The sequence below is a fragment of the Kitasatospora sp. NPDC048365 genome, from assembly GCF_043200835.1.
Classification (GTDB): Bacteria; Actinomycetota; Actinomycetes; order Streptomycetales; family Streptomycetaceae; genus Kitasatospora; species Kitasatospora terrestris.
This window is the reverse complement of the sequence record NZ_JBICYJ010000062.1, coordinates 26,363-48,035: the sequence shown is the minus strand read 5'-3', so window position 1 is coordinate 48,035 and position 21,673 is coordinate 26,363. Positions and strand designations below refer to the sequence as shown.

General features: G+C 74.6%; 21 protein-coding genes and 1 tRNA gene. 8 read left to right on the top strand and 14 right to left on the bottom strand.

Features of this window, described 5'->3' with window-relative positions; all coding sequences use genetic code 11:
* On the top strand, positions 1-1,056 hold a 1,056-nt coding region (locus tag ACGFX4_RS37755; RefSeq protein WP_393084935.1), incomplete at its 5' end, for an acyl-CoA carboxylase subunit beta.
* 6 nt (positions 1,057-1,062) lie between these two features.
* On the top strand, positions 1,063-1,278 hold the full coding sequence (locus ACGFX4_RS37750) for an acyl-CoA carboxylase epsilon subunit (protein WP_393084932.1): 216 nt from the start codon (positions 1,063-1,065) through the stop codon (positions 1,276-1,278).
* 46 nt (positions 1,279-1,324) lie between these two features.
* Here ACGFX4_RS37750 and ACGFX4_RS37745 read toward each other — a convergent pair.
* Together ACGFX4_RS37745 and ACGFX4_RS37740 are read right to left on the bottom strand one after the other, a co-directional pair.
* Positions 1,325-1,398, bottom strand: a tRNA-Lys gene (locus ACGFX4_RS37745).
* Positions 1,399-1,473: 75 nt separating this feature from the next.
* Positions 1,474-2,016: a bifunctional DNA primase/polymerase gene (locus ACGFX4_RS37740; protein WP_393084929.1), complete on the bottom strand. Its 543-nt coding sequence runs from the start codon at positions 2,014-2,016 to the stop codon at positions 1,474-1,476.
* A 205-nt stretch (positions 2,017-2,221) separates the two neighbouring features.
* Here ACGFX4_RS37740 and ACGFX4_RS37735 point away from each other — a divergent pair, with 205 nt between their 5' ends.
* Positions 2,222-2,566, top strand: a complete 345-nt coding sequence (locus ACGFX4_RS37735; RefSeq protein ID WP_345697176.1) for a RidA family protein — start codon at positions 2,222-2,224, stop codon at positions 2,564-2,566.
* A gap of 33 nt (positions 2,567-2,599) precedes the next feature.
* Here ACGFX4_RS37735 and ACGFX4_RS37730 read toward each other — a convergent pair whose 3' ends face one another.
* From ACGFX4_RS37730 to ACGFX4_RS37715, 4 genes are all read right to left on the bottom strand, one after another.
* Positions 2,600-3,007 carry a hypothetical protein gene (locus ACGFX4_RS37730; RefSeq protein WP_393084926.1) on the bottom strand — a complete coding sequence of 136 codons (408 nt, stop codon included), beginning with the start codon at positions 3,005-3,007 and terminating at the stop codon, positions 2,600-2,602.
* Between the two features lie 160 nt (positions 3,008-3,167).
* Positions 3,168-4,520 (bottom strand): AAA domain-containing protein, encoded by a 1,353-nt coding sequence (locus ACGFX4_RS37725; RefSeq protein ID WP_393084923.1) that lies wholly within the window; start codon positions 4,518-4,520, stop codon positions 3,168-3,170.
* Between the two features lie 8 nt (positions 4,521-4,528).
* Positions 4,529-6,097 carry a hypothetical protein gene (locus ACGFX4_RS37720; protein ID WP_393084920.1) on the bottom strand — a complete coding sequence of 523 codons (1,569 nt, stop codon included), beginning with the start codon at positions 6,095-6,097 and terminating at the stop codon, positions 4,529-4,531.
* A complete protein-coding gene (locus tag ACGFX4_RS37715) occupies positions 6,094-7,260 on the bottom strand; it encodes a hypothetical protein (RefSeq protein ID WP_393084917.1) in 1,167 nt (388 codons plus the stop codon). The genes ACGFX4_RS37720 and ACGFX4_RS37715 overlap by 4 nt, the downstream gene beginning before the upstream one ends.
* 140 nt (positions 7,261-7,400) lie before the next feature.
* On the opposite strand from ACGFX4_RS37715, the gene ACGFX4_RS37710 reads away from it, so the two are divergent.
* The gene (locus ACGFX4_RS37710) at positions 7,401-7,790 is read left to right on the top strand and encodes a hypothetical protein (protein WP_393084914.1); all 390 of its coding nucleotides are present in this window, start codon (positions 7,401-7,403) and stop codon (positions 7,788-7,790) included.
* Positions 7,791-7,972: 182 nt separating this feature from the next.
* A complete protein-coding gene (locus ACGFX4_RS37705) occupies positions 7,973-8,626 on the top strand; it encodes a histidine phosphatase family protein (RefSeq protein ID WP_393084911.1) in 654 nt (217 codons plus the stop codon).
* Positions 8,627-8,632: 6 nt separating this feature from the next.
* Here the strand turns inward: ACGFX4_RS37705 and ACGFX4_RS37700 are convergent, their stop codons facing one another.
* Positions 8,633-10,009, bottom strand: coding sequence for a tetratricopeptide repeat protein (locus tag ACGFX4_RS37700; RefSeq protein WP_393084908.1), 1,377 nt, complete (start codon positions 10,007-10,009; stop codon positions 8,633-8,635).
* A 329-nt stretch (positions 10,010-10,338) separates the two neighbouring features.
* Between ACGFX4_RS37700 and ACGFX4_RS37695 the strand changes: the two genes are divergently transcribed.
* Positions 10,339-10,746 (top strand): hypothetical protein, encoded by a 408-nt coding sequence (locus ACGFX4_RS37695; RefSeq protein ID WP_393084906.1) that lies wholly within the window; start codon positions 10,339-10,341, stop codon positions 10,744-10,746.
* Between the two features lie 68 nt (positions 10,747-10,814).
* Complete coding sequence (locus tag ACGFX4_RS37690; RefSeq protein ID WP_393084902.1) at positions 10,815-11,723, top strand: spermidine synthase; 909 nt, start codon at positions 10,815-10,817, stop codon at positions 11,721-11,723.
* Positions 11,724-11,777: 54 nt separating this feature from the next.
* Here ACGFX4_RS37690 and ACGFX4_RS37685 read toward each other — a convergent pair whose 3' ends face one another.
* The 6 genes from ACGFX4_RS37685 to ACGFX4_RS37660 form a co-directional block, all read right to left on the bottom strand.
* Positions 11,778-13,022, bottom strand: a complete 1,245-nt coding sequence (locus ACGFX4_RS37685; protein WP_393084899.1) for a hypothetical protein — start codon at positions 13,020-13,022, stop codon at positions 11,778-11,780.
* A 68-nt stretch (positions 13,023-13,090) separates the two neighbouring features.
* Positions 13,091-14,137, bottom strand: a complete 1,047-nt coding sequence (locus ACGFX4_RS37680; protein ID WP_393084896.1) for a hypothetical protein — start codon at positions 14,135-14,137, stop codon at positions 13,091-13,093.
* A gap of 76 nt (positions 14,138-14,213) precedes the next feature.
* Positions 14,214-15,677 (bottom strand): GH1 family beta-glucosidase, encoded by a 1,464-nt coding sequence (locus tag ACGFX4_RS37675; RefSeq protein WP_393084893.1) that lies wholly within the window; start codon positions 15,675-15,677, stop codon positions 14,214-14,216.
* Positions 15,678-15,725: 48 nt separating this feature from the next.
* The gene (locus ACGFX4_RS37670) at positions 15,726-16,613 is read right to left on the bottom strand and encodes a carbohydrate ABC transporter permease (protein ID WP_393084890.1); all 888 of its coding nucleotides are present in this window, start codon (positions 16,611-16,613) and stop codon (positions 15,726-15,728) included.
* 3 nt (positions 16,614-16,616) lie between these two features.
* A complete protein-coding gene (locus tag ACGFX4_RS37665; RefSeq protein ID WP_393084887.1) occupies positions 16,617-17,609 on the bottom strand; it encodes a carbohydrate ABC transporter permease in 993 nt (330 codons plus the stop codon).
* Positions 17,610-17,701: 92 nt separating this feature from the next.
* On the bottom strand, positions 17,702-19,030 hold the full coding sequence (locus ACGFX4_RS37660) for an ABC transporter substrate-binding protein (protein WP_393084884.1): 1,329 nt from the start codon (positions 19,028-19,030) through the stop codon (positions 17,702-17,704).
* Between the two features lie 227 nt (positions 19,031-19,257).
* Here ACGFX4_RS37660 and ACGFX4_RS37655 point away from each other — a divergent pair, with 227 nt between their 5' ends.
* Positions 19,258-20,328: a LacI family DNA-binding transcriptional regulator gene (locus ACGFX4_RS37655; protein WP_393084881.1), complete on the top strand. Its 1,071-nt coding sequence runs from the start codon at positions 19,258-19,260 to the stop codon at positions 20,326-20,328.
* 131 nt (positions 20,329-20,459) lie between these two features.
* Here the strand turns inward: ACGFX4_RS37655 and ACGFX4_RS37650 are convergent, their stop codons facing one another.
* Complete coding sequence (locus tag ACGFX4_RS37650; protein WP_393084878.1) at positions 20,460-21,581, bottom strand: hypothetical protein; 1,122 nt, start codon at positions 21,579-21,581, stop codon at positions 20,460-20,462.
* Positions 21,582-21,673 lie beyond the last annotated feature (92 nt).

Here is a 21,673-nt window from a genome sequence, read left to right as displayed (position 1 = left end):
CTCGGCCCCTGCGCCGGCGGCGCCGCCTACAGCCCCGCGCTGACCGACTTCGTCTTCATGGTCCGCGAGACCTCGCAGATGTTCATCACCGGCCCCGACGTCGTCCAGGCCGTCACCGGCGAGAAGATCACCCAGAACGGCCTCGGCGGCGCCGACGTCCACTCCTCGCTCTCCGGCGTGGCCCACTTCGTCTACGACGACGAGCAGTCCTGCCTGGAGGAGGTCCGCTACCTGCTCTCGCTGCTGCCGCAGAACAACCGCGAGATGCCGCCCGCGGCCCCCGCCGACGACCCGGTCGACCGCCGCTGCGAGTCGCTGCTCGACCTCGTCCCGGCCGACGGCAACCGCCCGTACGACATGCGCAAGGTCATCGAGGAGATCGTCGACCACGGCGAGCACCTGGAGGTCCACGAGCGCTGGGCGCAGAGCGTGATCTGCACCCTCGCCCGGATCGACGGCCACGTGACCGGCATCATCGCCAACCAGCCGCAGACCCTGGCCGGCGTGCTCGACATCCACTCCTCGGAGAAGGCGGCCCGGTTCGTCCAGCTCTGCGACGCCTTCTCGATCCCGCTGGTCACCCTGGTCGACGTCCCCGGCTTCCTGCCGGGCAGCGACCAGGAGCACGGCGGCATCATCCGGCACGGCGCCAAGCTGCTCTACGCGTACTGCAACGCCACCGTCCCGCGGATCCAGCTGATCCTGCGCAAGGCCTACGGCGGCGCGTACATCGTGATGGACTCCCGCTCCATCGGCGCGGACCTGTCCTTCGCCTGGCCCACCAACGAGATCGCCGTCATGGGCGCCGAAGGCGCGGCGAACGTGGTCTTCCGCCGGGAGATCGCCGCCTCGCCCGACCCGGAGGCCACCCGGGCGATGCGGATCAAGGAGTACAAGAGCGAGCTCATGCACCCGTACTACGCGGCCGAGCGCGGCCTGGTCGACGACGTGATCGACCCCGCCGACACCCGGACCGTGCTCGCCCGGGCGCTCGCCATGCTGCGCGGCAAGCACGCCAGCCTGCCGGCCCGCAAGCACGCCAACCAGCCGGTGTGATCCGCGATGACCACCGCCACCCCCGAGGAACTGGTGCTGAAGGTGGTGCGGGGCAACCCGCACCCCGAGGAGATCGCGATCGCCACGGCGGCGCTGCTGGCCCTGGCCCGGATCCGCGCCGCCGCCGGGCACCCCGCCGACGGGCCGGGCCGGACCCGTCCGACCGGGACGGGCTGGCACCCCGACCCCGACTACGGCCCGCCCGGCTCCTGGGCCGCCTGAGAACGCCGAAGGCCCCCTCGCGAACGAGGGGGCCTTCGACCGTCTGTGCGCCGCCAGGGACTCGAACCCCGGACCCGCTGATTAAGAGTCAGCTGCTCTAACCAACTGAGCTAGCGGCGCCTGCTGACGGGGACGACTCTAGCAGCGGCCCGGTCGGGAACCAAAATCGAATACCGCCGACCGGTCGCGCCCCGTTCAGTCCCCGTTCGACACCCGGTCACGGCCGCTGTTCTGGCCCCGCGCGGCGCGTACGCAGGCCCAGAGCACCACGGCCGCGCCGGGCAGCCAGGGCTCGCTGCTGTCCGGCGCGACGATCCAGCGGCCGGCGCCGGGGGAGTCCGGGGCGTCCAGCATCCGCTGCACCGGCGGGACGGTCACCGCGTCGCCGAGGCCGTGGCAGAGCAGCGGCGGCACGTCCCGGGCCCACTCCTCCCAGGCGAGCAGGGTGCGCAGCCGGGGCGCCGCCCCGGGCTGGACGAACAGCAGGGTGCGGCCCCGGTAGCTCGCCACCGGGCCGCAGCCGGGGCCGGAGGCCCACAGCTCGTCCAGCACCCGGCGGCCGAAGACGGCCGGCAGGCTGATCACGTCGAAGGTCTTCCCGCACGGCAGGACGGCCGGCGCCCACGGCCGGGACTCCCACAGGGCGCGCATGGAGCGCGGGTAGTCGCTGGCCGAGGCGAGCCACGCCTCGCCGGCCGCGGTGACGTACTCCACGGTTTGATACGTCCAGATGTCCACGGCTTCAGCGTGGCGCGGACATGCAGCCGCACGGGCCGAAAGGCCGATTCGCCGGACAGCGGGCCGGTCGTGGGCGTACCCTCGCCCGGCGCATATGCCACTGGCGATCGAACGGCCGCCGAACCGCTCCGTGGACAGCCCCGACGGCCCCCGGTCGCCGCCGCTACCATCGGCCGCCTCTGAACGATCAACCGGAGGTCCATCCATGATCCAGCGCATCGCCAGTGGCGCCCGCATGAGCGAGGCCGTGGTGCACAACGGCACCGTCTACCTGGCCGGCCAGGTCGCCGGGAACCTCGACGAGGGCGTCGAGGGCCAGACCAAGCAGGTCCTGGACTCGATCGACCGCCTGCTCGCCGAGGCCGGCAGCGACAAGGCGAAGATCCTGCGCGCCGAGATCTTCCTCGCCGACATCGCGACCTTCGCCGAGATGAACGCCGCCTGGGACGCCTGGGTCCCGGCCGGTGCCACCCCGGCCCGCGCCACCGTGCAGGCCGCGCTCTACCGCCCCGAGGCCCTGGTCGAGATCGTGGTCACCGCCGCCGTCTGACGCCCGTCCGGCGCCCGCCCCGGCGGGGTCCGCTCAGTGCAGGTCGCCCTCGGCGCTGCGCTGCTTCTGCAGCGTCCGGCCGTAGTCGACCATGCGCGCCGCGTAGTCCGGCGTCCAGTCGACCCGGTCGGCGATCTCGGCGGGGGTGAGCGCGTCGAACCGCCGGGGGTCGGCCAGCTGCGCGGCGGCGATCGCCTGGAAGTCGGTGGCGCGCTCCGCGGCGGCGCGGAAGGCCAGCGCCAACTCGGTGGAACGGCTCAGCAGTTCGGCCGGGTCGGCGATCGACTCCAGGTCGAAGAAGCGCTCCGGCTCCGGCTCGCCCGCCTGCGGCTCGAAGATCAGCTGCGCCGGGCGAAGCCGCCGGCCCTGCGCGCCCGGGCCCGTCGCGGCCGCCGTGGTCGGACCACTCGGGTCGGACGCCTGCGCGTGGGGATCGGGCATGGTGGGGCACCTCCGGAGTCTGGGTGGTGGTTCGCCTGGGCGGATCGGCCGTCGTCCATTGTCGCTCGCCGGCCGCCCGTAGCGGAACGGTGCGCGTCCGGTCGCTATTCCCCGCCGACCCGCGCGCACCGTTCCCCGCGCGCCCCCGAGGGCGCCCCGCTCAGCCCAGCCGCACCCGGTGCCCGGCCAGGTGCGCCAGCACCGCGTGGTTGGCCTCCCAGCCGTCCGGGAACTTCACCGAGACGCCCAGCTGCACCGGCTCGGTCGACGGATGCCGGTCCAGCAGCTCGGCGATCCCCTCCCGGGCCACCACGATGCACGCGTGCCGGTGCCGCGAGGCGAGCACGCACAGCCGGCCCGTCTCCAGGTGGAACGCGGTCGCGTCCGGCCGGCCGGACAGCGGGTGCAGCACCACCGTCACGTCGTACTCCCGGCCCTGCAGCCGGTTCGCGGTGTCCACGGTGACCGCCGGCCCCTGGGCCGCGTCCACCGGCACGCCCAGCTCCGCCAGCGCCGCGCGGACCGCCGCCGCCTGGTCCCGGTGCGCCGTGCCGACCGCGACCCGCCCCGGCGTCAGCGGCGCCGAACCCTGTTCCGAGTGCGCGGTCAGCCCGCGCTCCAGCAGCCGCCGCACGGTGCCGGCCACCGCCCGCACCGCCTCCGGATCGGTCCGCACCGTCCGCCGGGCGGGCAGCTCCAGCAGCGCCCAGCCGTGCCCGGCCGCCTCGTCGATCGCCGCGTCCACCGCCGAACCGTCCGCCGGGACCGCCGCCTCCAGCCGCCGCTCGCCCGGGCCGGTGCCGGAGCGGAACGGCGTGTACGGGTAGAACGCCGAGGAGATCAGCGGCGCCGCCGAGGCCGGCAGCCGCCAGGACACCGGCAGCCGGTGCGGCACGATCGCCGGATTGTGCGCCAGCAGCGTCACCACCGCCGACCCCGACGGGTCGTACGACAGCCCCGCCCACTGCTCGGTGCCGACCACCGTGAACGGGTCCAGCTGGCCCGGGTCGCCGACGAACAGCGCCCGCTCGAACAGCCGGGCCACCGCCAGCAGCGCGTCCGAGCGCATCTGGTACGCCTCGTCGACGATCGCGTGCCGCCACGGCGCCTCGACCCGCACCCACTGCCACTTGGCGGCCGTGGAGATCACCACGTCCAGCCCCAGCAGGTCCGCCACCTTCTCCGAGGCGGTCACATTGGCGTGCCGCAGCGCCTCCGGCGCCGGCCGGCCGTCGCTCGCGTGCAGCCGGCCCACCGTCAACTCCGGGGCCTTCTCGGCCAGCCGGTCCACCAGGTCGTCGACCTGGCTGTTGGTCTGCGCCACGATCATGATCTTCTCGCCGGCGCCGACCAGCTCCCGGGCCGCCCGGACCACCAGCGTCGACTTGCCCGCGCCCGGCGGCGAATCCACCACCACCCCGCGCGGCGCCCCCGGCTCCGGCGACACCACGGCCGCCAGGATCCCCGCCACCGCCGCATCGGCCGCCTCGCCCGGCGACCACCGATCGGTCATGCCGACGCTCACTCCCACTCCTCCTGGCCGACCGCCCCGAACGCCCCCGGCGGGCCGCCGTGCGTCCACGGCGTGTCCTCCGGCTCCGGCAGCGGCGCCGACTGGCGCGGCGCCAGCTCGAACAGCGTGAACACCACCCGGTCGCCGACCGCGGGCACACTGCCCGGCTCCGGCTCCTTCTTCCGCCCCATCCCGGACAGCAGACGGACCGTCACCTCGCCCGGCGCCGAGCCCACCACCTCCGCCTTCTGCGCCGGCTCGGCGTGCGCCCGGAACACCTCGCGCCCCGGATCCGCGTGCGGCCGGTCCGGCGTACGCACCGTCAGCACCGGCCGCGGCTTGGGCCGCGGACCCTCCGAGAACTCCACCGCCACCTCGGCCACCACCCCGGCGAACGCCTCGCCCGCCAGCCGGTGCTCCGCCATCGCCAGCGGATCGTCCAGCGCCTCCTGGATGTCCAGCCGGGCCTGCTCCCGCTCCCGCTGCGCCAGCTTCCGCGCCGCCGTCACCGCGTCGTCCCGCTTCGGCTGCGGCGGCTCACCCGCCGCCAGCCGGTCCCGGTGCCCGGTGTACGACCAGCGGTCGCCCTCCCAGCGGTCCGCCAGGTGGGCGGCGGGCGGCAGCGCCCGCAGCAGGCCGAGCCCGCGCCAGACGTCCTCCCAGGTCGGCCGGAGCACCCCCAGCAACGCCGTCTCCAGCGCCGACCGGGCCTCCTTCAGCACCACCGCGGCCCGCTCCGCCTCCGCCTCCGGCGCGGACCGCTGCGCCGCCAGCGCCGCGTCGTGCCGGGCGATCGCCGGTGCCAGCACCAGCTCGTCGAAGCGCGGATCGGTCGCCGGACCGGCCGGCGGGTGCAGCAGCTGCCCCGCCGCGTCCCGCTCCGACTCCGCCAGCTCCGCCGCCCGCGCGCCGGACAGGCCCGGCGGCGGGAAGTGCCACGCCAGCTGAGCCGCCAGGTGCTGGTCCTCCATCCGGCTCTGCCCGGTCGCCCAGTGCCGGGCCAGCAGCCCGGTCATCGGCAGCACCATGCTGGAACCCGGCACCTGCGCCCGCTCCGTCAGGTGCGTCAGCCACCGGCCCATCAGCGGCACCCGGGTCGGCGCCGGGAAGTCCCCCGGATCCGGGTCCTCCGCCGTCCGCCGGAACCGGGTCGACCGGCCCAGCAGCGCCAGGTGGTGCACCGCCCCCGTGTTCGGCACCACCAGCTGCGGCGCGTCCGTGCACAGCTCCCGGACCACCGGCACCTTCTCCCCGGTCTCCGGATCCTTCTCCGAACCCTCCAGCAGCTCCACCCCGGCGCCGAACGACTCCAGGTACGGCAGCAGCTCCGCCGCCAGCTCCGCCAGGTACTCGAAGCGCTGCGTCCGGTTCAGCGGCTGCGGCACCAGCAGCAGCCGCGGCGCCGCCCGTTCCGTCCCCACCAGCGCCGCCAGCGGCGCCCCCGACTCACCCGCCGTCGCCAGCGGCACCAGCACCAGCGGACGCTCCGACAGGTGCCGGTGGCACACCGTCGCCAGCGGCTCCGCCCGGCCGCTGCGCACCGCCTCCAGGCGGGCCAGGGTCGACAGCAGGCTCACTCCGCCGCCCCCGTCAGCGCCTCGGCACGCAGCGCCGCCGCGTACTCCAGGCGGCGCGCCGCATCCGCCTCCACGTCCTCGCCGGCCGCACCCGCGGCCGCCGCCAGCGCCTCGTCCACCGTGCCGATCGCCCCGAGCTCGCCGCGCACCCCGCGGCCCAGCTGCTCCACCGCCCCGGCGCAGCGCGCCTGCTCCCGGCAGTGGAAGCCCAGCTCGCAGGCCGAGATGCAGTCCGGGCTGTACGCCGCCTCGACCGTCTCCACCGCCGCCGCCAGCTCCTCGGTCGGCCGGGTCGGCGCACCGCTGTCGTCCACCGCCAGGTCGAAGGTGGTGCCCGGCGGCAGCGCCGCCAGCAGCTCCTCGACCCGGGTCAGCCGCGCCAGCTGCCGCCGGGTCGTCGCCAGCTCGCGCCGCACGTCCACCACCGACACCGTCGGCCGGTTCGAGAAGTCCTTCGGGCACGCCAGCAGCACGCTCGACTCCGGGCTGCCCGGCAGCTCCTGCACCGTGTACGGATCGGCGCTCGCCGGCACCCCCGCCAGCTCCGCCGCCGTCTCCTGCAGCGCCAGCACGTACACCGCCGCCTGCCGCGCCGCCGCCCCGACCTTCGCCGGATCCGCCGTACCGTCCAGCACCGGGAAGGACTTGATCTCCACCACCGTGCAGCGGCCGCCGTGCACCACCAGCAGGTCCGGCTCCAGGTACGCCGGGCCGCCGGCCACCGTCAGCCGCAGCATCGGGTGGTCGAGCAGCGTCCACGCCTGCTCCTCGGCCGCCGCCCGGGCCAGCACCTCGCGCGTCCGCTCCACCCGCACGGCCGGGGTCGCCCGGCGCAGCAGATCGGGCACCACCGGGGCCGGCCCGCCCTCCGGCGGCAGGCCGAACCGGGCCCGCAACGGGCCGAGCAGCGCGGCGAAGCCGTCCTCTTTCAGCCGGGCCTCGAAGAGGTTGCCGCGACTGATCGCGAACGGCGACTGGCCGAACGGCGCGGGCCGCCCCAGCCGCGACGCCACCGCCGCCTTGTCCACCCCCGCCGCATCCAACAACGCCCGCCGCCGACAACCGGGATTCGCCGCCAACGCGGCCAGTGCTCGGGCGTCCAGACTCCGCTGCGGAGCCGCCCCCCGCAGCTCGGCCAGCCGCTCCAGGTACAAGACATTCATGGTGCGGCCCAGTCTCGCACCCCCGACCGACAATTCCCCGAACACCCCGACCCTCCGCCGGGCGAGCGGCAGGAACCGGCCGGTGGGGCTGGGCAGCGGCGGGGCTGGGCAGCGGCGGGGCGTTCGGGCATCATCGGACCATGATCGAAATTCTGGCGGGGGTCCTGGCCTGTGCGCTCACCGGATGGTGGCTCGCCACCCGGCGCGCCCGCCGCACCGCGGCGGCCCGGGCCGCCGGGCTGCGGGTCGACATCAGCTGCGCGGTGCGGCCGCGCGACGGCGGGTCCTGGCGGCGCGGCCGGCTGACCGCAGGCGGGCCGGTCGCCACCTGGCAGCCCGCCTCCGGCCGGGTCCAGCCGGTACAGCTGCCGGCGCAGACCACCCCGCCGGTGGTCCGGTCCGCCTCGGCCCGTGAATGGATGGCGCTCAACCCGTCCTGCCGGATCGTCGAGTGCGACAGCCCGGCGGTCTCCGTCGCCGTCCTGCCGCAGGACCTCGACGCCCTGCTGGCCGTCCTCTCGCCGGCCTGACCGCCCACCGGCGGCCCCGGTCCGCGAGCGGACCGCCCCGGACATCGTGCAGCCGGTGCTCCCACTCCGCGCAGTGGGCGGTGCCGGCGGCCGCGGTGCCCGGGCGCGGGGCCGGGTGCGGGATCATAGGGACGGCCCTCAACGGCGAGCCCGGCCAGCGCAACCACCGCGAGGAGATACCCATGCCCGCCCGTATCGTGCTCGTCCGCCACGGCGAGACCGCCTGGTCGGTCACCGGCCAGCACACCGGCCGGACCGACGTGCCGCTCACCGACGAGGGCCGGGCGATGGCCCGCGCGCTCGGCGCCCGCCTCGCGAAGTCCCCGTGGGACAGCCTCCCCGACGCCGTCGTCTACACCAGCCCGCTCTCCCGCGCCCGGGAGACCGCCGAGCTGGCCGGCTTCGGCGCCCGCGCCGTCGACCGCCCCGAACTGCTGGAGTGGGACTACGGCCAGTACGAGGGCCGGACCGGCCACGACATCCGGGCCACCGACCAGCCCGGCTGGCTGATCTGGCGCGACGGCGTCCCCGGCGGCGAGAAGCTGGCCGAGGTCGCCGCCCGCGTCGACGCCTTCCTCGACGAGCTGAACGACACCCACGGCACCCCGCACCCCGAGACCACCACCATGCACGCCGCAGACTGCGACGTGGTGCTGTTCGCCCACGGCCACCTGCTGCGGATCCTCACCGCCCGCTGGCTCGGCCTGCCCCCCGAGACCGCCCAGCGCTTCAAGCTCGGCACCGCCGCGCTCTCCGTCCTGTCCTGGGAGTACGGCCTGCCCGCCGTCGAGATCTGGAACGACCACAGCCACCTCGAGCGGCTGTCCGCCCACTAGGCCGCCTCAGGCGGCCACCGCGCTGCCGTACGACTCCAGGAACGTCCGCACCTCCGGGACGCCGCGGTGCTCCCGCAGCCGCCCGGCGGTGTCGGCGAGCATGTGCCGGATCCGCGCCGACCGCACCTGCCCGAGCAGGGCGACGGCCGCCGTGCCGTGCTCGCCGGCCCCGGCGAGATCGCCGCGGCCCAGCCGGTCGTGCGCCAACTCGGCGGTGTACAGCGCCCTGTTGCGGACGAAGTGCGGGTCCTGGAGCAGTATCGCCCGCCCGGCCCGCTCGCTCGCCAGGTCCCACTCGCCCAGTGCGGACCAGCACTGGGCCTCCAGCCCGGCGAGCTCGGCGTCCCCGTAGAAGCTCATCCACTCCGGGTCGGCCGGGCCCGTCCCGCGGTCGTACAGCCGGTACGCCCGGGCCAGCGCGCGCCCGCACCCGGCCCGGTCCTGCAGCAGCGCCCAGCCGCCGGCCTCGCGCATCGCGAGCAGCGACAGCAGCCGGTCCGAGCCGAGGCCCTTCGCCGCCGCCTGCCCGGCCTGCGCGGCCCGCAGTGCCTCCCGCGGCCGTCCGGCGTCCCGCGCCAGGAAGGCGCTGTTGCTGAACACGTGCGCCTCCAGCGCTGCGTCGCCGGCCATCCGCGCGGTGGCCAGCGCCTCCGCGTAGAACGACCGGGCGTCCGCCAGCCGGTTCGAGTCGTGCGCCAACCAGCCGACGGAGATCGCGAGTTCACCGGCGCCGGCCTGCAGCCGGCGCTCCGTGTCGGCGCTGTAGTCGCCGTCGTTCAGCAGGACGTACGCGTTGCGCAACGACTGCCCGGCCATTTCGAGCAGGGCGTCCGCGCCGTGCGCGTCGTCCAGCAGCCGGATGTCGCGGATGGCCTGTTCGACCCCCCGGACCTCGGCGGCGCCCACCTTCCGGGGCGCGGGCGGCTGCTGGGCAGGGACCGCGGCGTGCGCGGGGCGGTCCAGGCCCAGCGCTGCCGCCAGGGCGGACGGGCCGCCGCTCAGGAACGTACGGCGACGCACGTCGTCGTTCTCCTCATCGGACAGGTGCGAGTCGGGCGCACCCGGGAGCGGAGGCAGCGGCCCGGCGCCCGGCGGACGGCGGCGCACCGCCGTCCGCGGCGCGAAGCCGAGGTCCTCCAGCGTCCGGTCCGGCCACATGTGCCGGAACACCCGCTCGTAGGCGTAGTTGGGGCAGCGGATCTCGCCCGACTCCACCCGGCCGACGTACCGCGCGTCGCAGGACACGTGCTCGCCGATCTCCCGTGCCGCGCGGCGGACCGCCAGCGCGAACTCGCCGGGGGAGAGGTCGCCGCGAAGGTCGCGCATCGCCGCGTTGGGAGCGGCCGGCGCCGGCCGCGGGACGCCTGCTCTGATGGCTGCCATGCTGCGGGCTCCAAGGTCGTGCCAGGGGGTGCCGGGCGGGCCCCGGAGGGCCGCCGCGTCGCCACGACAGTACCGGCCGTGACGCTCCGGCTACGCGGGGTCGCCGACGGAGCGCCGGTCAAAAGCTGACAATACGGACGCCATTGCCCGGTTCCGCCATGAAATGCCATGGCTTGCTGTACGCCACCCCGTGGCCTCGCCGCCCCCTCGGGCGTTGTCCTGATACGTGGAGAGCCGCCGAGCCTCCCCACCCGCACCCGGTCGTCGACACCCGACCGGGTGACGCGGGCCCGGCGGGTTTCCGAGCGACGGAGTGACCAGGAGGTCCGATGACCACCGAAGTGCCGCAGTACCGACGCCCGGACGCGCCCGCGGCCCCGCCGGCAGCGCCCGATGCCACCCCCGTCACCACCTACGACACCGTCACCGCCGCCACCCGGCACGGCCTGGAGACCGTCGACATCCTCCGCCTCCGCCGCGCCTGCGGCTCCGTCCGGCAGTCCGCCGACGGCGCCTCGATCGCCTTCCTCGTCCCCGCCGGCACCGCCCTCGGCTGGCACCTTCCCGGCACCACCTGCACCCCCGGCGCCACCCTTCCGCCCCCCACCGACCCCCGCTGGATCATGCCCCCGTCCGGCCCCGGCCCCCTCGCCCGCCCCACCGACTCCTGGGTCCTCCGCTCCGCCCTCTGCGAAGCCGCCTCCACCCTCACCGCCGGCGGCCTCGGCCCCTTCTGACCCGGCGCCCCGCGCCGCTGCGCCCTGCCCGCCTGCGCCCGCCCGCTCCCACCGGGGACAATGGCCGGATGGGACGCAACAGGGCCGGTCGAGCCCGCGACGAGGACTCCGCCGCCACCACCGGCACCGACGGCCGTACCCACGCACAGGGCCCGCTCGTCGTCCCCGTCGGCTCCGGCACCGCCGAGCTGCGCCCCGACCGCGACCGCCCGAACGCCTGGCAGTTGCTGATCGACGGCGCCCCGCAGTCCCTGGTCGACCTCGCCGACCCCACCCACCTGGGCTTCGAGTACCAGCGCCGGCTCGGCCACCTGATCGACCTCGCGGCCCCGCCGGGCCGTCCGATCACCGTCCTGCACCTGGGCGGTGGCGCCCTCACCCTGGCCCGCTACACCGCCGCGACCCGCCCGCGCTCCCGCCAGCAGGTCGCCGAGATCGACACCGCCCTCACCGAACTGGTGCGCACCGAACTCCCGTTGGACCGCACCTGGCAGATCCGGGTGCGCGGCGCCGACGCCCGCGCCGTCCTGGAACGCACCCCGGAGACCTCGGTCGATCTGGTCATCGCGGACGTCTTCTCGGGCGCCCGCGTCCCGGCGCACTGCGCCACCGTGGAGTTCGCGACCCTCGCGGCCCGCGCCCTCACCCCGGAGGGCCGCTTCGCGGCGAACATCACCGACGGCTCCTCCCTTGCCTTCGCCCGGGCCCAAGTGGCCACGCTGCTGGCGGTGTTCCCGGAGGTGTGCCTGGTCGCCGACCCGGCGGTGCTGCGCGGCAAGCGCTTCGGCAACCTGATCCTCGCGGCCTCGCACCAGCCGCTCCCGCTCGCCGAGCTGAGCCGCCGGGTGGCCACCGACTCCTACCTCGGCCGGCTCGAACACGGCCGCGCCCTGGCCGACTTCACGGCCGGCGCCGCCCCGGCGACGGACGCCACCGCCGCCCCGTCCCCGGCCCCGCCCCCGAAGGCGTTCCACTGAGTCGGAACCCGAACCCGAGCCGGAACCCGAACCGACCACCACCCCCGGCCCGGCTCACCGCAGCTCGACGGTCATTCCGGCCCGCTCCAGCATCCTGACCGCCGAGGTGAAGTAGTCCCCCTCGGGCACCGCGTCCAGGCGCCCTTCGGCCAGCGCTCGACGGGCGACGTCCGCGTCGTGCCAGACCAGCGTGAACGGTTCCGGGAACAGCAGGGACGTGCAGGAGCAGCCGTGCGGCAGGTTCCAGCAGAGACTCACCTGTTGTCCCGGTCCGGCGAGCGCCTCGCCGACCGCGCACCGCAGTCCGGGCAGGTCGGTGACGTACCGGCCGTCCAGGTGCCCGACCCCGCCCGCCGCCGCCGGTTCGACGACCCGGACGAACTGTAGCCATTCCTCGCGCCCTTCGGTGTCGAAGGCGGCCCAGCCGTTCCGCTCCCGTCCGGCTCCGCGTCGCCAGGCCCGCCAGACCGGTTCGACGGCCGGCCGCGGCGGCGATGCCGGCCCTTCCCGCAGCTGGACGTCGAGCAGTCCTCCGCCGAGTACCGACGGCCGCGCCTCGACGATCTCCAGGTCCAGCCGATCGCGGGTCCGGACCACCGTGCCGTCGCGGTCCACCGGCCACAGCTCCACGGTCATCGGCCCCGCCGGGTCGCTGCCGGCCCTGGGCCGGGCGAGCTGCAGCGCCAACTGCTCGGCGGGTTCGCAGCCGACCAGCCGCAGCGGTGGACCGGCCCGCCGCGGGCGTTCCAGGTACAGGCCGGGGATCCGACGGCAGACGCCGGTCCGGCCGGTGCCGTCGTCGTCGATGGACAGCTCGAGTCCTTCGGGTTCACCGTCCGGGTCCGGGGTGAGGCTCCCGCCGAACGGGCCGGCCACGAGCCCGGTGATCCGTACGTCGAGCAGGTCCGGATCCGAGCCGTTCGGCTCGCTGCCGTGGACCACGACCTCGTGCAGGTCCCAGTACTGGATCGCCCAACCGTCGTACGAGTTCGGGTGGTCGCAGGGGAACTCCGCGGTCAGGTTGAGCGTCCCCAGGCGCACCGGCTCCCGCTCGGCTCGTCGGATCGCCTTCAGGAGCCGTCCGGTCGGGCTGCACGCCTCCAGGACGAGCTCCTCCGGCGCCGGACCTTCGACGAACAGGCCGTCCACGTCGGAGCACCGGGCCAAGAGCAGCTGCCCGCCGTCGCGCTCCTCACCGACCAGCAGGTACCGCAGGGGTACCGGACGCTCCCATTGCCACCGCAGCTCCTCGAACCGCTCCCTGCCCACCGCACTCCCGACCGCGCGCTCCGCACTCACGCGCGCCAGCCTGGCACGGCCGGCCCCGGCCGCCCAGCGGTTATCGGCAGGGCCCGGCCGGCCCGGGGTCAGTGGCCGCGGGGCAGGCCGCGGTGCTTGTACATGGCGGCGCCGGTGAGCAGCAGGCCCGCCGCGATCGGGACGAGCACGGCGGTGCCGGTGTCGCCGCCGTCGGGGCGGGCCGGGGTGGCGGCGGCGAGGGCGAGTTCGTCGCGCTCGGCGGCGTCGGCCGCCGGTGCGGCGCCGTCGCCTGCGGGGAGCGCCTGCCGGGGGCCGGCCGCCCGGCCGTCGGCCGCCGGGGCGATCGGGGCGGGCACGGCGGAGGCGGTGCCGCGCTGTGCGGGTACGGCGACGGAGACGAGGTCGGTGGCGCCGCGGGCCGGGCCGCCCGCGGCGCCGTTCGTGGAGCGCGAGGCGCGCTGGATGACGTCGTCGGTGTCACCGGTGCCGTCGGTGCTGCCGCGGCCGCCCTGGGCGGGGACGGCGGGGAGCAGTCCCGACGCGATGGCGAAGGCGTCGGGCAGGGTGGCGACCTGGCCGGGCAGGGGCAGTCCGCCGGCCCGGATCTGCTCCTGGAGCACGTGTTCCACCGGTGCGGTGGAGCCGCCGAGCAGTGGTCCGGCGGTGCCGGTGAGGTGGCCGACCAGGGCATCTCCGGTGGACTCCACCGCGTCGACGCCGCCCCTGACGCCGGTCCGTTTGCCGGTGCCGGTGCCGGTGCCGCCGGACCGGAGGGTGGTCCGGCCACCGGGTCGTTGCACGGCGGAGGTGTCGGCCTGCGCCACGGAGGGCGCACCGGCCGCCGCGCACGCCTCGCTCACGCCGAGCCCCAGGCCGCACACCTGCGCGGCGAGGACCGCGCCACCGGCGGCCAGGGTGCCGGGTCGGGGCAGCCGCAGGGCCCACCGTCCGGGAACCCCGACCGGTGCTCCGCTGCGGTCCCGCACGCCGTGGGGCCCGCCGACGCCATCGGCCCCGCCGATGCCGATGGTTCCGGCGGTCCCGCGCCGTCCGCCGCGCCCGTCCCGCTCGCGCCGTCCGGGCCACGGCAGTCGCCAGGTCCGTCCCCGCTCCTCGGACGGCTGCGGCGTCTGGTTCGCGTGATTGGCTCGCACGTGAGAGGAGAACGAGCGAGCCCCTCCGACGTCACGCTTCACCCTTACGCAGAGTGATCCGTCGGGGCGGGGGTTGTCAGGCCAGCCCGCCCCGACGGATCACCTGCGAGTACCAGTGGGCGCTGGACTTCGGGGTGCGGACCAGCGTGTCGTAGTCCACGTGCACCATGCCGAAGCGCTTCTCGTAGCCGTAGGCCCACTCGAAGTTGTCCATCAGCGACCACAGGTAGTAGCCGCGGACATCGGCGCCGGCCTCGATCGCGTCGGCGATCGCGCCGAGGTGCCCCTCGATGTAGCGGATCCGCTCCGGGTCGTGGACGCTGCCGTCGGCGGAGACGACGTCCTCGAACGCGGCGCCGTTCTCGGTGACCAGCAGCGGCAGTCCGTGCTTGCGGTACAGCGAGGTCAGCGAGTCGGACAGGCCGGTCGGGTCGATCGGCCACCCCATGGCGGTGACGTCCTCGTTGGCGAGGTGGAAGGCCACGTCCTCGGCGCCCGGCCAGGGACTGTGCGAGCTGTCGCCGTGGCCGTCGTGCCGGGGGAGGTCCTTGGCGTTGTCGGCGGAGGAGACCACGGTCGGGTTGTAGTAGTTGAGCCCGAGCAGGTCGATCGGCCGGCCGATCTCGGCGAGGTCGCCGTCGTGGACCAGTTCGGACCAGTCGACGAGGTGCGAGGTGTCGGCGATCAGGTCGGCCGGGTACTCGCCCTCGAACATCGGGCCGGTGAAGATCCGGTTGCCGACGGCCTCGATCCGGCGGGCGGCCTCCAGGTCGTCCGGGTGCCGGCTGAGCGGCCGGACGGCGTGCAGGTTGAGCGAGACGGCGATCCGGGAGCCCGCCGGGAGGGCGGAGCGCAGGGCGCCGACGGCGAGGCCGTGGCCGAGGTTGAGGTGGTGGGCGGCCTTGAGGGCGTCGGCGGGGTTGGTCCGGCCGGGGGCGTGCACGCCGGAGCCGTAGCCGAGGAAGGCGCTGCACCAGGGCTCGTTGAGGGTGGTCCAGGTGGAGACCCGGTCGCCGAGCGCCTCGGCGGCGAGGCCGGCGTACTCGGCGAAGCGGAACGCGGTCTCGCGGCTGGGCCAGCCACCGGCGGACTCCAGCTCCTGCGGGAGGTCCCAGTGGTAGAGAGTGGCGACGGGGGTGATGCCGTGCGCGAGCAGTTCGTCGCACAGGGCGCGGTAGAAGTCCAGGCCGCGCTCGACGGCGGGGCCGCGGCCGGTGGGCTGGATCCGCGGCCAGGCGAGCGAGAAGCGGTAGGAGGTGAGGCCGAGGTCGGCCATCATCCGGACGTCCTCGCGGAACCGGTGGTAGTGGTCGACGGCGATGTCGCCGGTGTCGCCGCCGACCACCTTGCCGGGGGTGTGGCTGAAGGTGTCCCAGATGGACGGGGTCCGGCCGTCCTCCGCGCTGGCCCCCTCGATCTGGTAGGCGGCGGTGGCCGCGCCGTAGGCGAAGCCGGGCGGGAAGGCCCGTCGGGCGACCTCGGGGGAGGGGGTGGGGGCCGGTACGGAACCGGCCGCGGCGGGGGTCTCTGTCACGGTCATTGCGGGAGCGCTCCCATGGATCGTAGTGGAACGGGTCATCTGGACGGCTCAGCTCTTCACGGCGCCGGCGGTGATGCCGCCCACGATGTACTTCCCCAGCAGGGCGAAGATCAGCAGCAGCGGCAGGGTGCCGACCAGCGCGCCGGTCATGATCACGGCCTGGTTGATGTCGTGGCCGCTGCCGCCGCCGATCGCGGAGAGCGCGACCTGCACGGTCGGGTTCTGCTGGGTGAGCACCACGAACGGCCAGAAGAAGTCGTTCCAGGACTGCACGAAGACCAGCATGCCGAGCACCGCCATGGCCGGCCGGGCGACCGGGAACACCACGTGCCAGATGATCCGCAGGCTGTTCGCACCGTCCACCCGGGCGGCCTCGATCAGCTCGAACGGCAGTGCCTCGGAGAGGAACTGGCGCATGAAGAAGACGCCGAACGCGGCGACCAGCGAGGGCAGGATGACCGCCTGCAGGTGGTTGCCCCAGTCCAGCCCGGTGATGATCCGGTAGAGCGGGATCACGCTCAGCTGCGGCGGGACGGTCATGGTGGCGACCACCAGGGTGAGCAGCGCGTTGCGCCCCCGGAAGGTCAGCTTGGCGAAGGCGAAGCCGGCCAGCGTGGAGAACAGCACCGTGGACAGCGCCACGCAGCCCGCCACGATCGTCGAGTTGAGCAGCGCGGTGCCCATCGCGGCCTGGTCCCAGGCGGTCGAGATGTTGTTCCACAGCTCGCCGCTCGGGAACAGCGGCGGCGGCGACTGGGCGACCCGCTCGCCGGTCGAACTGGCGGCCACGAAGGTCCAGTAGAGCGGGAAGAGCGAGACCACGGCGGCCAGGCCGAGGACCAGGTAGGTGACCGGGCCGGCCTTGTCGTGGTCGCCGGCGCCGGCGCGGAAGAGGCGGCGCTTGCCGCCGGTGGTGGGAAGGGCGTCGGTGGCCACGGTTCAGCCTCCCAGCTGCTTGGTGCGGTTGCGGCGGGCGAACAGGTACTGCACGAGGCCGATCAGCAGCAGGATCAGCAGCATCGTCCAGGCCACCGCCGAGGCGCGGCCCAACTGCCGGCTCGGCCAGCCCAGTTCGTACATGTAGAGGCTGAGCGTCTGGAACTGGTGGGCGGAGCCGCCGCTGACGCCGACGCCGCCGCCGAACAGCATCGGCTCACCGAACAGCTGGGTGGCGCCGATGGTCGAGACGATGATGGTGAACAGGATGGTCGGCCGGATCGACGGGATGGTGATCCGGGTGAACTGCTGCCACCGGTTGGCACCGTCCAGGCTGGCCGCCTCGTAGAGGTCCTTCGGCACGGCCTGCATCGCGGCCAGGTAGATCAGCGCGTTGTAGCCGGTCCACCGCCAGGTGACGATGGTGGAGATGGCGATCTGCGAGGGCCAGGTGTCGGCGTACCAGTCGGTGCCGTGGATGCCGAACATCGAGAGGAACCAGTTGATCATCCCGTAGTCCGGGTTGAACAGCTGGACGAAGACCAGGGTGGCCGCCGCGATCGAGGTCGCGTACGGGGCGAGCACCGCCACTCGGAAGAAACTCCGGCCCCGCAGCCGGTAGTTGAGCAGGTGGGCCAGGCCGAGGGCCATCAGCAGCTGCGGGACGGTGGAGATCACCCCGATGGTGAAGGTGTTCCGCAGCGCGGTCCAGAACTGGTCGTTGCTCCACAGCCTGGTGTAGTTGTCGAACCCCTTCCACTCCATCACGTCGGGCTTCAGCAGGTCGACGTAGTGCAGCGACAGCCAGCCCGTCCACAGCAGCGGGAAGAGGCCGAAGGCGGCGAAGCAGATGAAGAACGGGGCGATGAAGGCGTACGGGGAGCCCTTCAGGTCCAGCCGGTAGAGGCGGGAGCGCCAGGCGGGGCGCGGCCGGGGAGCGCTCGGAACGGGGGCGGTGCCCTCGTCCTTCGCCGCGGCGCGGATGGTGGTGGCCACTGGGGTTTCCCTCCCGGAGGTGGCGGCGGTCGGTGGAGCAGGCGCCCGGCCGGGCCTCGACGGCCCGGCCGGACGGATGGGCTGACTCGGTGTCAGTGGCCGGTCTTGTCGTCGACCAGCTTGACCACGTTGGCCCAGGCCTTCGCCGGGTCGGTGCCGTGCTCCTCGATGTCGAGGATGCCGTTGTCGGTCAGGATGGTCTTCACGTTGCCGTCCTGCTCACCGATCGGCGAGGGGGTGATGGACTGCGCGGCGGCCGCGAAGATCTGGCCGGTCGGGGCGTTGTTGAAGTACTCCTGCTTGGCCGACTGGACGGCGGGCTGCTGCAGGCCGCCCACGGTGGAGGGCAGGTTGCCGACCTTGGTGAAGACCTTGGCCTGCTGCTCCGGCGCGGTCAGCCAGGCGGCCAGCGCGGCGGCCTCCTTCTGGTGCTTGCCGGCCTTCGGGACGGTCAGGAAGGCGCCGCCCCAGTTGGAGGCGACCGGCGGAGCGGCCACGTCCCACTTGCCCTTGCCGGAGTCGCCGGAGTACTTGCTGATGATGCCGGTCATCCAGGACGGGCAGACCACGGTGGCGAACTTGGCGTTGGCGAACGCCGCGTTCCACGGGTCCTGGAACTGCCGCAGGCCGGCGCTGATCTTCGCCTGGGAGGCCGAAACCGCAAGGTCCCAGGCCTTCTTGACGCCCGGGCTGTCCTTGTAGACCAGCTTGCCGGAGGCGTCCGAGTACTGCTCGGCCTGGGCCGACAGGGCCGCGTTGAACAGGCCGCTGGCGGAGTCGGTGAAGAAGGTGCCGGCCGGGGCCTTGGCCTGGTAGGTCTTGCCCGCCTCGACGAACTTGCTCCAGTCGCCCTGCCAGAGCTTGGCGACCTCGGCGCGGTCGGTCGGCAGACCGGCCTGCTGGAAGAGGTCGGTGCGGTAGCAGATCGCCATCGGGCCGATGTCGGTGCCCAGGCCGATCAGCGAACCCTTCGCGGTGGTGGCCTGCTTCGACTTCCACGGCAGCCAGTTGCCGGCGTTGACGCCCTCGACCTTGCTCAGGTCGGTGAACTTGTCGCCCAGGGTGTTGGTGGCCTGCGCGATGTAGCCGACCTCGACCGCCTGGATGTCGGCCAGGCCGCTGTTGGAGGCCAGGTGGGTGGTGAGCGCGTCCCAGTACTTCTGACCGTCCTGCGTGGTCTCGTACTTGATGGTGATGTTCGGGTGGGCGGCCATGTACTCGTCGTACAGACCCGCCTCCTTGTACCCGAAGGTGCCGAAGTCGCCCACGGTCAGCGTGATCTTCTCGCCCCCGGCCGCGGAGGAGTTGCTGTCCGAGCCGGACTTGGTGCCGCTGCTGCAGGCGGTGAGCAGCAGAGCGGAGGTGGCGAGGGCCGCGGTGGCCAGGACGGCCGCTCTGCGGGGGCGGGAGGTGGTGCGCATGGCGATCTCCTTGTTTTCCACTACAGTGTGGGGCACGTTGTGGGAGCGCTCCCACACCGGGCATGCCGGAAGGTTGCTTGGTCCCGGGGGTGAGTGTCAAGACGTGGTGACGCAAACGTTGCGGCGCTGTGTCCTGACGGAAGGCCACCCGGACCTCTCCCCACATGCCCTTACCGGCCACAATGGGCAGGCAAGCCCGACCCCGCCGACTCCACGAGAGGTGAGCGATGAGCCAGACCGCACAGCGTTCCGATGGGCCCCCGGCCACCGCCGGGGCCGTGGGACGCTCCTCCGCACGCCCAACCCTGGAGGAGGTCGCGGCACTCGCCGGCGTCGGCCGGGGCACCGTCTCCCGGGTGATCAACGGCTCGCCCCGGGTCAGCGACAAGGCCCGCGAGGCGGTCCAGACCGCCATCGCCGAGCTCGGCTACGTGCCCAACCGGGCGGCGCGCACCCTGGTCACCTCGCGCACCGACTCGATCGCCCTGGTCGTCCCCGAGGCCGAGACCCGGCTCTTCTCCGAGCCGTACTTCTCCGACATCATCAGCGGCGTCTCCGCCGAACTCGCCGAGACCGACATGCAGCTGCTGCTGATCCTGGTCCGCAACCAGCGCGAGCGGGAGCGACTTTCGGCCTATCTCACCGCGCAGCGCGTGGACGGCGTGCTGCTGGTCTCCGTGCACCAGGACGACCCGCTGCCCAGCCTGCTGGAGAGCCTGGAGATCCCCTCCGTGCTGGCCGGCCGGCGCGGCGACCTGGAACCGCTCAGCTACGTCCACGCCGACAACGCCGGCGGCGCCCGGATGGCCGTCCGCCACCTGCTCCGGCGCGGCTGCACCAAGGTCGCCACCCTGACCGGCCCGCTCGACATGGAGGTCGCCACGGCCCGCCTCGGCGGCTACCGCCGCGCCCTGGAGGAGGCCGGGCAGACCTACGACGAGGCCCTGGTCGGCCTCGCCGACTTCACCGAGGAGGGCGGCAAGCTCGCCATGCGCGAACTCCTCGACCGCCGCCCCGACCTGGACGGCGTCTTCTGCGCCTCCGACGTGATGGCCGCCGGAGCCATGCAGGTGCTGCGCGCCGCCGGCCGCCGGATCCCCGACGACGTCGCGGTGATCGGCTTCGACGACTCGATCGTCGCCCGGCACACCGACCCGCCGATGACCAGCATCCGCCAGCCGATCGAGGAGATGGGCCGCACCATGGCGCGCCTGCTGCTCGACGAGATCGCCGAACGCGGCCGGGCCCGCCGGCAGGTCGTGCTCGCCACCGAGCTGGTGGTCCGCGACTCGGCCTGACCCTCGCATCGGCGGACGCCGCGGTGCGGGTTCGCGTCGCCGTGCGTCGCGGTGCCGACAGGGCCAGCCGGGCCGGCCGCGGGTGGTGCGGTGGAGGGCCGGGTCGGCGAGTGGTGCGGTGGAGGTGCAGGTCAGCGAGTGGTGCGGTGGCCGTCGCGGTGGCTGTTGTGGAGGGCAGCCAGGGCGACCATCCGGCGCATCACCGCCACCGGCAGCGCCGGGTTCCGGGCCGCGTCCGCGGCCGCCTCGGCGTCCCGCAGCAGCCGGGCCAGTTCGGCCTGCGGCAACACCGGGTTCCGGCCTGCGAAGGCGCGGACGGTGGCGCTCCCGTCGGCCGTCAGCCGGACGGCCGAGGCAGGGGTCAGCCGCAGGTCCTCGGCCGCGCGGGAGCGCACCCCGGGATCCGGGTCACCGGCGAAGCGCTCCACCAGCGCGGGCGTCGAAGCCGGATCGTCCAGGGCCAGGACGCGCATCCGCGGGCGCGGGTCGTCCGCGAAGCGCAGCAGCCCGGCCCGCGGGAAGCCGGGGTGGTTGCGCGGACGCCCGGGGAAGGAGAGGCTGCCCGGCCACCACGACCAGACGTCCAGCAGCAGCTCCGGCGGCGCGTCCTCGCAGGACTCGCTGAGGAACAGCCGCACCGCCCGGTCCGGGTCGCGGGCCAGCAGCGCGGCGACGTCCGGCGGGAGGTGCGGGGCGCGGGCCACGCTGCGCCGGATCCACAGCTTCGGCGAGGACGCCAACTGCCGCATCGCCACCGGGTCGTCGTGCAGCGCGGCCACCCACCACAGGGCGTACGTGCGGTCCTCGACCGGGATCTCCGGCACCTCGTCGGCCCACGCGGCGATCTCCGCCGCGGTCGCGGGCGGACGGTCGTCGGGGTGCGGCCGGCGGGCGACGCCGACCCCGCCGCCGGACGCCCGTGCCGCCAGTTGCTCCGCCGCCATCTCCGCCAGCAGTTCGCGCAGGGCACTGCCCGCCCGGACGGCCAGCAGCCGCTCCCACTGCGCGGCGGACAGCCGCCCGCTCTCGGCGGCCCGGCCCCACACCGCTCTCAGCGGGTGGACCGCCGCCGCGTCCAGGACACCGTCCGGCAGGTCGGTGCGGTGCAGGAAGCCCGCGTGCCCGGCGTCCAGCAGGGCGATCAGCACCTCCGCCGGAGCCGCGCGGTTGAACCCCAGGCCGGTCAGCCACGCCTCGGTGACCGCGGGGCCGGGCCGGTCGGGCAGGTCGGTCAGGTCGCTCCAGGTGCTCACGGCTCCCACGCTAACCACCGGCCCGCGGGCCCCGGGCATCGGCCTGGGCCTGGGCATCGGCCTGGGCCGGGGCCTGGGGCCGGGCCGATGCC

Bases quoted from the DNA above. Each gene is read 5' to 3' on its own strand.
- ACGFX4_RS37715 (WP_393084917.1), bottom strand. From the start codon at position 7,260: ATGAATGTCTTGTACCTGGAGCGGCTGGCCGAGCTGCGGGGGGCGGCT.
- ACGFX4_RS37700 (WP_393084908.1), bottom strand. From the start codon at position 10,009: ATGGCAGCCATCAGAGCAGGCGTCCCGCGGCCGGCGCCGGCCGCTCCC.
- ACGFX4_RS37690 (WP_393084902.1), top strand. From the start codon at position 10,815: ATGGGACGCAACAGGGCCGGTCGAGCCCGCGACGAGGACTCCGCCGCC.
- ACGFX4_RS37705 (WP_393084911.1), top strand. From the start codon at position 7,973: ATGCCCGCCCGTATCGTGCTCGTCCGCCACGGCGAGACCGCCTGGTCG.
- ACGFX4_RS37695 (WP_393084906.1), top strand. From the start codon at position 10,339: ATGACCACCGAAGTGCCGCAGTACCGACGCCCGGACGCGCCCGCGGCC.
- ACGFX4_RS37750 (WP_393084932.1), top strand. From the start codon at position 1,063: ATGACCACCGCCACCCCCGAGGAACTGGTGCTGAAGGTGGTGCGGGGC.
- ACGFX4_RS37675 (WP_393084893.1), bottom strand. From the start codon at position 15,677: ATGACCGTGACAGAGACCCCCGCCGCGGCCGGTTCCGTACCGGCCCCC.
- ACGFX4_RS37730 (WP_393084926.1), bottom strand. From the start codon at position 3,007: ATGCCCGATCCCCACGCGCAGGCGTCCGACCCGAGTGGTCCGACCACG.
- ACGFX4_RS37655 (WP_393084881.1), top strand. From the start codon at position 19,258: ATGAGCCAGACCGCACAGCGTTCCGATGGGCCCCCGGCCACCGCCGGG.
- ACGFX4_RS37710 (WP_393084914.1), top strand. From the start codon at position 7,401: ATGATCGAAATTCTGGCGGGGGTCCTGGCCTGTGCGCTCACCGGATGG.
- ACGFX4_RS37735 (WP_345697176.1), top strand. From the start codon at position 2,222: ATGATCCAGCGCATCGCCAGTGGCGCCCGCATGAGCGAGGCCGTGGTG.
- ACGFX4_RS37660 (WP_393084884.1), bottom strand. From the start codon at position 19,030: ATGCGCACCACCTCCCGCCCCCGCAGAGCGGCCGTCCTGGCCACCGCG.
- ACGFX4_RS37725 (WP_393084923.1), bottom strand. From the start codon at position 4,520: ATGACCGATCGGTGGTCGCCGGGCGAGGCGGCCGATGCGGCGGTGGCG.